The following is a 12,114-nucleotide window of genomic DNA, read 5'->3' on the forward strand; positions in this document are numbered from 1 at the left end:
GGTACCTCAGGCAATTCCACCCAGCCGCGTCAGAGGCCCCTCAGGGACGGCCGCAGCCCGTGGTCCACGCCCGAATCCTTGACGGCGTCGCTCCCTGGCGACTCGACCGTCATAAAGGGATCGACGAGCCGCATTTTCGTGATCACGCCCGGATGGGCCGGGCCCTATAGAGCCGACCGGCCTTGGCGGGGCTTCCAGCAGCAGCGGGTTCGACACGTACCGGCACGACCGCAGCTGCCATCCTTTTGTGTCAAGGAAACTGGGAACAAGGTCACCCTGCGCAACGGTGATGACTTGGAAATGAGCAACCAGCTCACCGAGCGGATCGCGGGATCAGTACCTCATCTCACTCCCCGTTGCGCCCCCGAAAGGGGGCACCACCCCTGGGCTCTTTGACGTGATGTTATAGGCAGGTGCAGTAGCCGCTGCCGGAATGGGCATTTCAGGACCGGCGCCAACTTCAGCGTCCGGCCCCGACACTGACGCATGCGACGCACGCTGGTACGCCGCCGTGCCGAAGCGGAGATCGGGCCCGATCGTGTCGGCGACGATACGGCGGGCTTCACGCCGTTCGCCGTCCTTATCGTAGGACCGGAATTCCAGCTCCCCCGCGACAGTGACCGGGTCGCCCTTCTTCAGCGAGGTCGCAGCGTTTTCTGCCAACGCGCGGAAGGCGGAGACATTATGAAACACGGGTTCTCCGTCGTGCCAAGTACCGTCCGTTCCCTGGATTCGCTGGTTCACGGCGACCCGCAACTTGGCGTGCGCCACGCCGCTTTCGCCGATGCTCAGTTCGGGATCGGCGACGAGGTTGCCGGCGATGCTGATCGGGATCTTAGTGCTCATTGTTCTTGTCCTTTCAGGTGCCGGCGGGACTCTCCCGCCGGACAGGTGGCTACGGTCGACCTCACGGGCCGGCCATCACCGGTCCGTCCACGGATCCCGAAGGCTGTTCCAAGCCCACGTAGGACGCTGGCGGGTTAATTCGAGGATTCGCGTCAACTGCCGAGATCTTGCCGCCGAATCCCGGCGGATTTGTGATTTCGAGAATTCCCTTGCTGGCTGCGGTGACACGGCCCAAGACTGACTTCGCAATGTCCGCGCGGGACCCCGGAAGCTTGCTGCCGGCGCCGTGGGCCAACGCATCGTTCTCCGCCTCAATGACGGCGTCAGCCCATCCGGCCAGGTAGGTGGCGGATTGGGGGCCGCGGTCGATCCCGTGGGCCCGGAGCACCGTGTAGGCGACGGATTCAGCCTCGACTTCAGCCAGCCCTCGGTGGTCCGCGCTGCTCCCGTACAGCCGCCCGACGTCGTCGTCCGGTCCGTGGAGCAGCACATGCCCCAGCTCGTGGGCAAGGACCGCTGTTCGCTCTTCAGGGCTCAGCCAGGCGCCAACTTGGACCCGGCGCTGACTGAAGTCCGTAAAGCCACTGGTCAGCCCATACTGGGCTTCCGTGACATCGACGTCGAAGCCGTGGCTGACGGCAACGGCTTCCAACGATCGCCAAAGCTCAGCGGCATTCACCTCCGGCCCGTCACCGGAACGAGGCACCAGCAGTGGAGCACCTTCGGTCTGGGAGACATCGAAGACTGCCTGCCCACGCCAACCGGTGATGACGGTCTTCTTCCCATCGTCGGCAGCGCCGGGCGGCAACTGCCCGCCCACCGGGATGCGCTGCCGGGTGCCGTCAGGAAGTGTCACCTGCTGGACTCGTGAGGTGCGGGGCGCGATCACCCACAGTGCGTGCTCACCCCGCAATACAGTACGGCCGTGACGTTCCCATTCCTTGTACCCGGCCACGAGCGTGGGCTCTTCCGTGCCGCGCTGAGCCATCTGCATCGTGAGCAGGGCGACGTTTCCGCCAGAGTAGCGCCACAAGGTCGCCGAGGCGTCCAGCAGCACCTGCCAATGCGACGGCGACTCAACGGCCTCCTCCAAGATCTGGTGGAGACCATCCGTCAGGGCAGCAATGCGCTCCTCCGGCGTCACGCGGGGCTTGCCGGCCACGCCCGCGCCTGGTGCGGCATCCGCTACTGCACTGCTGGCTACGTCTTCCGATTCAGGGGCCACGACAGCTACCCTCCATGCCTCTTTGGAATCCGCAAGGACTACCCGGCGGATACCCATTCATGTCCTGGGAGCCGCGAACGGCATGACTTCAGACGTCGTCCGCCAGCTGGTGGGACGCCGCCTGCCACTCAACGAAGCCCGGCGAGTCCAGGACCAGGATTCTGAGCGCCGGTTCCTTGTGCGCCTGCAGCCCAACGCACCCTGCCGTTCGGGTGTGGATCCGCAGGCGCTCGACGGCGTGTGGTAGCCGTTCGTGAAAGGCCAACGGCCCGAAGCCGGAATCGTCGCTGGCGTAGGACGCCAGTTCCGCCCGCTGCAGGGCATAGAGCTCGGCCACAATCTCCGAGTGGCGCCACCAACAATCCGGAACCACCGACGTAGTGAGCTGGTACGTGGCGACTAACCATCGAACCCAAACCGCCAGGGCGCCCCACACGCTCCCGGCCTGCGCAGGCGTCATTTCGCGCCACCGGTGCGTGACACCGGATGTCCGGCCGGGTGGCCGGAAAGCGGCGCGGAAGAGCTCTGCCGTCAGCTCGTCGTCGTCCGCTCCGGCCGACGGGATTTCAAAGCGCTCAACGTCATCACGGCTCTCCATCGCTGGCACCCTCCGCTGCTTCCTGCCTTAGTCGGTGACCGGCCGCCAAAGCCTGTTCGAGCTCCAACTTGGACCTGCCAAGTTCGGCCGCGTCCTTACGCTTGTGCCATTCGCGCAGATCCAAGAGGATGGGTCGGGTCCGGCGCCCCAGCATAAGGGCCGTGCCAGTTGGTAGGCGCCTGATCTCATGCAGTGGCAGGACCGGACTCTCCCTGATCTGTTCGCCGTCCTGGCGGCCTTGTGCAGACCAGGAACGGGTGTTCAAGGTCAGGCTCCGCTCCCCCAGAAGCCCGGCAAGGGATCGTAGATCGCGTTCGTCGGAGCCTCCCCCGAAAATTACCTTGATGATGGCCGAGTCCCAGATGGTTGCGGCCTCATCGATGGACCAGCCGGTCCGGGCCTGGGACAGGGACTGCAGGACCACCAGCGTGGAGATTCCGATGCCGCCGCCGTCGGAGAGCGCGATGGGTAGCCCCGGCCATGGGGCCAGATTGGCGATCTCATCCAGGACCAGTGACAAGGGAGGGTCCAATCTGCCTCCGGGCGCGACGAAGGCCATTTCCCGGGCAGCGTTGTCGATGTCGTCGATCAGGGCCGACAGGTACGGCCCTGCCGCGGCGGCGCCAGCACGAGTGCCGATCAGATACAGCGTGCCACAGTCACGGATGAACGACTTTGGGTCGAATTCTTCAGATTCGTCCCGAGGATCCAGCGCGGCGAGCACCTTGGGCGACGACAACGGCGCAACGGCAGCCGAGACACCGATCCAGGAGTTGGACGTGTTCCGGGGGTCATCCTCCAGGATGCCCATCAGATCAGCCTGCCATCCCAGCGCGGCCCCGGGCCGACTGAGTACCTCCAGCGCTTCACGAGCCAAGACCGGACTCGATGACCACCGCCGAAATGCGCGGACTCCGTCCCCGGACAAAGCCGCGGCATGAAGCAGGCATTGCAGGATAATCAGTGAGCGCTTTTGCCAGGCGGCGTTTTCGCCTTTCATCTCCGTGTCCGCCGTAATTACCAGGGCCCGGCGGGTTGCGACATCGGGGTCTTGGCAGCCGCGGACAGGCGACCAACGAAGCGTTGAGGGAAGCCCGGACATGCCTTGTGGATCGAATACGGTGACGGGTCTGTTTCCGCTGGCACGCGCCGTCATGGTGACCACCAGGTTGTCCGCGCGCGTGGACGTCGTGACGACGGCGCCGGGCGCGTCGAGGATGGCGTTGATGACCACGTAGAGGCCCTTGCCTGAGCGCGGGGCGCCCTGGATGACCATCGATTCCTCTGTGGAGACGTGGATCGTGATGCCGCGAGAGCGGCCCAGTGTCCACGCCACGTCCTGAACCCGGGGTTTGGCCAAGCCCGGCCTTGTGAATTTGCCTCGCCTCCGGACGGCTCTGGCGCCAAAGTCCTGCCGGATCTCTGCACGTTGGGCGATGCCCTCGCGGTTCAGGATGTCCTGCCGCAGCCACGCGCCGGATTGCTTCCACCGCTGCCAGGCCAAGACTGACCCGCCGGCGAGCGCGGCCATCACGAGAAGGACGGGGCCAACCACGCACCAGACGGTGCCGGTTCCGACGTCGCATCCCTGTGGTTGACGAAGAATCCAATCTATTCTGCCGACAAGGAGCCCGACGACGGCTGTCGGGGTGAACGGAGACGGCGGACTGCCGCCGCAGCGCCAGATCGTCAGGACATGTGCGGCGCCTTGGACCAGGAGGCATAGACAGACGTAGCCGGCTGCCGCCATGAGCCCGGCGTTGACCAGCGGGGTGTCGTTGCCGCGGCGCAAGTTCATGGCGGATGTCAGATCATCCGGTCGTCGGTGCCGAAGACTGCCAGCTCGTCGGTGGTGACGCGGTTGGCCACGATGAAGGATCGGTTTCCGACTTTCCAGAGTCCGACGCCTTTGGGGAGGTTCTCCACGTGCTCACATTCGGCTTCGGACAGCCCCAGGGCTTCCTTGGTCAGTCGCATGGCGTCGTGCTTTTGCCGGTAGATGATCCTGGTGTCTGCTTCGGTGAGCAGGCCGAGTGCCTTTTGGCGGTGGCCGCTGCTGCTGTCTCCGATTTCGTTGAGGTCGGCGACTTTATGCATGATGAGTAGATTCGCAATGCCGTAGGTGCGGGCCAACCGCCATTGCTCGCTCATCTTGGCGAGCATGTAAGGGTCGGCGAGCATGCGCCAGCCTTCGTCGTAGACAACCAGCCGTTTGCCGCCGTCGGGGTTGGTGACGGCGGCCTCCAGCCAGGTGGCGCCGCATGCAGCGGCGAGGGATAAAGCCTGCTCAGAGGCGCCGATCAGCGCTGACGTGTCCATCACCATCATTGGTGCGTCGGCGTCGAAGGCGACCGTGGAGGGAGCATCGAACATGCCTTCCAGGTCGCCGGAGACGGTGCGCCGCAGGGAGTGGCTGACCGCCAGTCCTCCGTCCTTGCCAACCAGCCCGATCGTCTCCCTTGACGGGTTCAACAGATGGTCCAGCACCATCGGCAGAGTGGGATTCGAGTTCTGGGCCACGGTCTCCATAAGCGCCATGTCCAGCGCAGTGTGTTCCACTGGGCGCAACGGCATTCCCTGCCGCATGAGCGATACCAGTGCCACCAGCAAATAGCGTCGACGTTGCCGAACCACGGCCTGCCATTGCGCCTCGCTCAGGGCGCTGGACCGTGGTCCGGCATCCAGTGGATTGACGCGGGCAGCGCGACCGGGGCCGACGGAAATGACCTTGCCGCCAACCGCATTGGCGACGGCGACCCACTCACCTTTGGGGTCAGAGGCGACGGCCGCCTTCCTGCCCAGCGTGATGGACCGGGCCACCAGGGATTTTCCGCACATGGACTTCCCTGTCCCCACGGTACCGATGACGACGATCGACGGGCCGCTAATGACGCCCTTGTCATAGAGGATCCATGGATCGTAGGAGAACGCTCCGGAGCCGAACACATCTGTGCCGATGTACGTTCCTTCGTGGCCCAACCCTGATTCGGTGATGAAAGGGTACGCCGCCGCAAAAGTCATGGTGGAAGCGCGGTGCGGTGCCGGGCGCAGGCGATGCGGGCCGCGCAGGGAATTTGCTTCCCGGCTCCCCCAATCGCCACCATGCTCGCGATTGTCCAGCCGGTCACCGAAATGCTCGCCCAAGCCCTGGAACGCTGCTTTCCACGGTTGGCTGACCGCGGTGACACCGCGCCGGCGTCGTTCCTTTCGCTCCCGGCCGTTCCCGCCTGACGGCAGGTACTGAACCGCTTGGATTGTCCGCGTCATCGCAGTCCCCGCCCGAACGGGAGCGCACCTGCCACGAAGGCAGCCCATTGCTGCCCGGCCAACAACCGGAGTTCGACGAAAGCTCCAGCTGCCGCTGATTCCAGTTCCTGCCGGTGCCGGGCCAAATCCTCGAGCGTGGCCGCCGAGATGGTCACATACGAGGCAGGCCGCACGTCTCCGTGCCCGGCGACGATCTCTTCCTCACGCTGGGCCACCTCCTCTTCCTCGGCGCGTTGCTCGCGGGTGAGCGGGCGGTCGAAACGGGTGTTGATCCGCCTCCGGGTTTCATGAGCTTCCTGCGCGGAGCGAATGTCCCGCAGGGCCTCCGTTGTCGGGACGGCCCGGATCACTTCGGTTACGGTATGGCGGAAATCGCCGACGTAGATCAGCGGGTGGAGGAACCCCGGAAGGACCTTCTGCCGCGGCCATTCGGCAATCCAGAAGGTTTGGTGGAATCCGGAGTCGGTGCGCACGTAGGTCCAGTGCTCTTCGACGGCCATGGGCCCCGCTGGGAGAGTTGATACCTTGGATTCACTGTCACCCTCCTTCGGGTCCGAGGCTGCTACGGCAGCCGGATCGAAGGCACCGCGTATGACGTCAAGGATGCCCGCCTCCGCGAGCCACTGCTCCACCCGAACGTTGTGAGTTGCGAGCGCCGTAGTCATGGCCTCGACCTCCAGCCTCAGCACCCGTTCGACTCCAGTCAGCCCACCGCCGGCTTCCCTGATCCGGCGTCGCGCCTTGGCGGTGTCCACCACAAGCGCGAGCAAGAGGTCGTGGCTCATCGCATTTCCTGCCGCCGCGATCAGGTCCTCGTACGCTCGCTGGCCCCAGGTGGCGAGGCCGGTTCGTTGTGGAGCCGCATGGTCATAGAAGTCGCGCAGAGCCGACGAAGGATAGGGGACCGTGTAGTCCTGCACTGCGATTCTGGCGACGCTGCTGCGCTGGGCCAAACCTGCCTGCACCCGGGACCATGCCTGCACCGCCCAAGCTTTGTCATCTGAGTCCAGGAGTGCGAATGACCTTGTGCTGCAGCGCAGCACGGCTATGGCCTCCCGGTCACGGGCGTCCACCAGGAACGACTCGCCGCGCGTCGTGCGGCGCAGTTCCAAGTTTCCTAATCCGCCCGGAAGCGCTAGGCGCCCGGTCGATGCCGGCCGCTCCGGTCTGACGAGGAAACGGGTCTGCTTTGTGGCCAGCCTGACGAAAAACAGCACAGCGTGGCTGGCCCATACCGGATAGGGAATCCGTGAGTATTGCAGTAAGCCGAGGAGGATCAGCGCCAGCCACATCGGTCCCGAGGCGAGAATGCCAGCAGGGCCGCTGACCGCCGATGCCGTGCTGGCCACCAGGATGCCGCCCGCCAGGAAGAGCAACTGGTACCACTTCAGACCCATGAACAGGCCCCGCCGCTCGTAACGGGGGAACTTCACCGCCTCAAGGGCGCGCGAATTTTCAGACAGGGGAATCACCATCTTTCTGCGGCTGAACGATTGGATGCTGCGGCTTCAGAGGCTGGACCGGCGGTGCCGCTGCAGGAATGGTTTTGGGTAGAGCTGGGGACTGGGACAACGACGGCTCTGCCGGCTCAATGTTCGTCCCGGTCATAGTTCCGGTTGGCGTCGTGCGCGCACGCGGTCGTGGCGCTCTGTTCCCTTTCCCCGCACGAGGTGACATGTGGCCCGAAGGTGACGGCGCAGCGTCGACCATCACAGCGGTGCCGCTGCCGCCGGGAGTCTGGGACGGCGTCGTACCCGTCGCTATCCCCGGGAGCGGCACCCTTGGCGGCAGCGTCGTGGTGGGGAAGTCCGGCCGGCTCGACTGGATAGGGCGGTTTATAGCTGACCGGCCTGCCAACGCAGCAAGCGTAAAGCGGCCGCCGGTCTGCCGGCTGATCTGCCGGGCAGCGAAGCCCGAACTCCGGGAAAGTACGTGGCCGCCACCCGCGGTCTGGGCGGCCGCTGCCAGCTCACCACCGGCAAAACTCACTAGGCGGAGAGCCATCATGGGCGCGGCGCAAGCCAGGGCCATACCGACGGTCCCAGCGGCCAGACCGGCGAACGACTTTGACTCGGCAAAGAGTTTGATGGCCACCGCGAGCACTGTCGCAGCCAACGGCTTGGCCAATAGCAGGGCGACCACGATCTCAGACCACCGCCGGGTCAAGGACTTCGTCTTCTCCCACGGCATGAGCATCAGGGCGACCGGGGCGACGGCGGCGAGCACGATGAGCGCGAACGACCGGAAGATCATTGAGCACATCAGAATGAACGCCAAGGCCCAAACGACGAGGACCGCCATCGCGGTGACCACGACCGCCCCAGCTGCGCCTCCGGTCGATCCGGGAGCCAACGCCACGACGTTCCACTCCCGGCCTGAGTCGGCGGGAGCTTTCTCGAAGCCGAAGAGCCGCATGAACAGGACGTAAGGATCCGTTCCCATCGAGCCCAGAAGCGCCGTCGACGCCGAATCGCTGACTTTCGTGAGCTGGCGGACCAGGTACACGGCCCCGGCCACCAGGGGGATAGCAGCGGCGCCTCCAGCCAGCGCCCGCACCAAGCGGCGGGGCTGCTGACTGATCAGGCCGGACAGCAGTTGCAGGATCATAACCACGACGAGTGGCGTCAGCATGACGACGACCCACCAATTCGTCAGCCCTTCGACGGCGGTCCACTGTGAGTCATCCACATCCGAGACGCTGAACGCGCCGGTGATGAACGACCAGATCCATGAGGCAACGTTCTGCAGAATATTCGCGAAGAACGCCGTGATGGAACTCTGAACACCGTCGTTGGCCTGGGAGACCAGACCGCACCCGGGCGGCCACCATCCGCTCAAATCACACTGAACAGGCATGACTGTCGCGACCTAGAATCGCTAGAATCCGAGGTTGAACGCCGTCTGCGACCAGAGAATATAGCCGTTGATGCCGCCCAGGATCGCGGCAACAGGGCCGGTCCAGAGCAGGATCATGCCGCCGCCGGAGGCCAGCCGCGACGATTGGCTCAGCTTCCCTGCCAAGAGCATGGCAGCACCGACGATCGCGACGATCGCGATCACGATGAAGGCGCCAACCAGCACCCCGCCGCCGATCTGCTTCAGCGATTCAAGAAAGGGAAAATTGGCGTTCGGGGTGATTCCGGGATCCACAGCTGCCAAGAACATCGTGTGCTCCATCTGTTGTCTTTTGGGCTCACGACTTCATGGAGGCCGCGGGACGAGACGACATGATTGACGTTGGTTCCCGGGAAATGACGAAAGCCCGCCTGTGGGGGACAGCCGGGCTTTCGTACAAGTGCTGTCTCGCTCTCGAATGGCCTTCGAGGGTTCTGAGTCATCGACGTGATCCTGTCCCTGGCCCCTTGCCAGGGAGCCAAATGTTAGCTCAAGAGATCAAAATAGGTCGTGTCGGTGTTCCATGAGATGGGATGCAGCAGCGTACCGACCGCAGGGTTGAGCGCGCTGTACATCATGCCGTCACCGGCGTAGATGCCAACGTGGCCCCAGCTATTCGGCCCTTGGGAGTTCTGGACCACGAGGTCTCCCGGCTGAGGATTGTCGGTCCTCTGTCCAACCCTCCATTGTTCAACCCTCGGCAAGGTGATTCCTGCCTGGCGGTAGATCCATTGGACGTAGCCGGAGCAGTCCCACGCTTTGAACGATGTCCCGCCCCACACGTAAGTGCCACCGACGCCGTCCAGGGTAAACTGCAGGATTTCTTTACGGACTTGGCTCAAATCAGCGTGCGTACCTTTCACCCCAGCAACTTCCGGCGGGACGCTGCAAGCAACAGGACTGCTCCCGCCGTCAAGCGCGCCCACGATGGCCGTTGCTTGCGGCTCCCAGCGCGCATACAGCTCTGGAAACGCCGACACTTGGACCGCTTGAGCGGCTTGGCCCTTGGTCATAGACTGCCAGCCACGGATATCCAGCAGCCCCCGGGGGCTGCCTTTGTTGGGACCTGATGGCCCGCCGAAGAATGCTTGCGCATTGAACACAGAATTCATCAGTCGGTCAACGCTCCCCCACCCCGCTGCCGGTCTTTGTTGGGCGGAGCCGAGGGAATCGTGGTCACTGCCGACGCCATCGTGAGGGTAAATCAGCGAGGCAGGTACGGTCGGGTTGGCAAGAACTCTAAGTCCGGATTCCTGGAGGGCCATCATGATCGAGATGATCTGACCATCCCGCGGAACACCCAACTGCCTGCCGACTGCCACGTAATCCCGTGCGACGGCCAATTGTCTGGCCGTCAGATCGAGCGGCGCCTGGCCACCACCATGGATGCTGACAGCGGCAACCGCGTTTGGGCCGGACTGACCGCTTACGTCACCTAATGAGCAGACGGACGCAGCATTCTCCGCGATGCCACCAAGCAGGGCCAACACGGCGCAGAATGCGAAGACACCCGCCAGGAGCACTGCAGAGACCCCTGCTACCGAAGCCCGCCAAAGGGCGCGACGCCTAGCAATCCCGGCGAGCACTGCGGCGGCCGGCATCAGTAAACGATCCTGGTGGGCGAAGCATAGAAACCAACCATGAGGCAGCGATCCGGCGGTGCCGTGGAGGCGGGCGGGCAGTTCACCATCACGCTGACAGGCGTCACATAGACGTTCCGGGTCGCCGTCGACTGTTCCAGGACCTGAAGAGAAACAGTGCATACATGGAGGCCTACCCAGGGCGCCGGCTGCTCGTGTACTTTGGCGAGCTCGCCGTCGCACCTCACGGACTGGACGCTGGCCGTCCGGTATGCCTGCTGGCTGGCCAACGCCGCATAGGATCCGGCATTGATGCCTGTCGCTTCGAACTCCTGGACCAACACCGCCAACGGGTTCGAGCCGTCCGGCAGCACGTGCCACCAGCCGCGGACCGTCGAGTAAATGTCCGAGTAGGACGTCGACCGAGTGTCCCACGAATAGATCGCCTTTGCCGCCGCGGAGGCGAGCTGCCGGAAGTCAGTTGTCTGAGGTTCGCTGGCCGCTTGGGAACTGCCAGCGGCAGGTGTCGGCGTCCGGGTTTCCGACGACTGAGTAGGCGATGATGCAGCCGGGCTCGGGGGAGCCTGCCCTGTCGGCGGCGAAACCGGCTGCACAGCGGGAACCGCAGGCGGACGTGCGAGAGCCACCATGACAGCGGCAACAGCCAAGACGGCGATCGCCGCGAACCACCGTCGCCGGCGCCTACCCAGGCTCGAAAGTGCATTTCTCAATGACAACATCGATTCACCCTCCTGCCGTGTTCATGTCACGACCGCGGCGGCAAGACATGACTCAGGGGGCAGAACGCATTCCAGCCCGGAGAATCCTCCACGAAGTTTGATACAGCCGACGGGCAAAACCGATCTGAACGGCGACATAGCGCTCCGTAACGGCAAGCTCGGCCGCCAGCGCCTCCACGGCCCTGGTTCGCTCCGGTCCCCGGACGTCTGGACGAACAATCGTTGCTGCCGTGCGGCGGAGCACCGGCGTGGGCAGGCACTCGGCCGCATGCTCGCAGACGTCCCCGATGTTGCGGATGCAAGACCGGTCAACCTCCAGCGCATTTTGGACCGTTCTCGCCGTCTGGCGTACCACCGTCGCCGCGTGCCACCGACGACGGTCCTGCGCCGACGGCGGACCGTACTGGCGCGGCCCCGTGAGACTCTCCACTGCAAGCTCCCAAACTCCCCCGGGCACGCTGGCCTTGGTCAGCTCAATGATCGTTCGCGCCCAGTCCTGATCAATGAACTTTTCGGCGCTTCGATCGACTCCACGGTCCATCCCCAGGATCGCCAGAGCATCGAATGACGCGAAGCCATACGTGTCACATGGTTCCATGCGCAACGGCAGAGTCTGATGCGTCATCTCCCGTCGGATGTGTGACGCGCACACATTCGCGCACACACCTTGGACCCATGCGCCGAAGGGAACGCCCGGAAGCTGGCGGTAATTGCCTCGCGTGACACCATCCCAGACAGCTAAGCGGATGTCCTGCATAACGTCGTCCACATCACAGGCGCGACCGATCCTTGAAAGATGCGACGTGACGTAACGCTGTACTCCGTCAACGGCCACCATGATTTGGTCCACCGGAACTGCCAGCTCCGCCGGCCCTGGCGCAGCGCGCAGGGAGACATCAATGGATCCTGAAGTGGCTTGCTCTTGTTGTGCTTGATTCGCCCGGGCTTCGACTCCCATGATCA

The 12,114-nt window shown here is 64.3% G+C and carries 11 protein-coding genes; all 11 read right to left on the minus strand.

Annotated elements, in window-relative coordinates; translation table 11 throughout:
- Positions 1-333: 333 nt before the first annotated feature.
- Positions 334-846, minus strand: coding sequence for a single-stranded DNA-binding protein (locus C9424_RS00080; RefSeq protein WP_116764963.1), 513 nt, complete (start codon positions 844-846; stop codon positions 334-336).
- Between the two features lie 61 nt (positions 847-907).
- Positions 908-2,071 (minus strand): ArdC-like ssDNA-binding domain-containing protein, encoded by a 1,164-nt coding sequence (locus C9424_RS00085; RefSeq protein ID WP_161958180.1) that lies wholly within the window; start codon positions 2,069-2,071, stop codon positions 908-910.
- Between the two features lie 88 nt (positions 2,072-2,159).
- On the minus strand, positions 2,160-2,669 hold the full coding sequence (locus C9424_RS00090; RefSeq protein ID WP_116764965.1) for a hypothetical protein: 510 nt from the start codon (positions 2,667-2,669) through the stop codon (positions 2,160-2,162).
- Positions 2,656-4,467, minus strand: a complete 1,812-nt coding sequence (locus C9424_RS00095; protein ID WP_116764966.1) for a type IV secretory system conjugative DNA transfer family protein — start codon at positions 4,465-4,467, stop codon at positions 2,656-2,658. The genes C9424_RS00090 and C9424_RS00095 overlap by 14 nt, the downstream gene beginning before the upstream one ends.
- Positions 4,468-4,475: 8 nt before the next feature.
- On the minus strand, positions 4,476-5,690 hold the full coding sequence (locus C9424_RS00100) for an ATP-binding protein (RefSeq protein ID WP_116764967.1): 1,215 nt from the start codon (positions 5,688-5,690) through the stop codon (positions 4,476-4,478).
- 242 nt (positions 5,691-5,932) lie between these two features.
- Positions 5,933-7,411, minus strand: a complete 1,479-nt coding sequence (locus tag C9424_RS00105) for an SCO6880 family protein (protein WP_116764968.1) — start codon at positions 7,409-7,411, stop codon at positions 5,933-5,935.
- Positions 7,392-8,792, minus strand: a complete 1,401-nt coding sequence (locus C9424_RS00110) for a type IV secretion system protein (RefSeq protein ID WP_116764969.1) — start codon at positions 8,790-8,792, stop codon at positions 7,392-7,394. The genes C9424_RS00105 and C9424_RS00110 overlap by 20 nt, the downstream gene beginning before the upstream one ends.
- 21 nt (positions 8,793-8,813) lie before the next feature.
- Positions 8,814-9,113 carry a hypothetical protein gene (locus C9424_RS00115; protein WP_133247455.1) on the minus strand — a complete coding sequence of 100 codons (300 nt, stop codon included), beginning with the start codon at positions 9,111-9,113 and terminating at the stop codon, positions 8,814-8,816.
- 203 nt (positions 9,114-9,316) lie between these two features.
- A complete protein-coding gene (locus C9424_RS21810) occupies positions 9,317-10,321 on the minus strand; it encodes a C40 family peptidase (RefSeq protein WP_133247456.1) in 1,005 nt (334 codons plus the stop codon).
- A gap of 110 nt (positions 10,322-10,431) precedes the next feature.
- The gene (locus C9424_RS00125) at positions 10,432-10,785 is read right to left on the minus strand and encodes a hypothetical protein (RefSeq protein ID WP_116764972.1); all 354 of its coding nucleotides are present in this window, start codon (positions 10,783-10,785) and stop codon (positions 10,432-10,434) included.
- A 418-nt stretch (positions 10,786-11,203) separates the two neighbouring features.
- Entirely contained in the window at positions 11,204-12,109 is a 906-nt protein-coding gene (locus C9424_RS00130; RefSeq protein WP_161958181.1) for a sigma factor, read from the minus strand.
- Between the last annotated feature and the right edge of the window lie 5 nt (positions 12,110-12,114).

Origin of the sequence: Arthrobacter sp. H-02-3, from assembly GCF_003097355.1 — a bacterium.
GTDB lineage: Bacteria > Actinomycetota > Actinomycetes > Actinomycetales > Micrococcaceae > Arthrobacter > Arthrobacter humicola.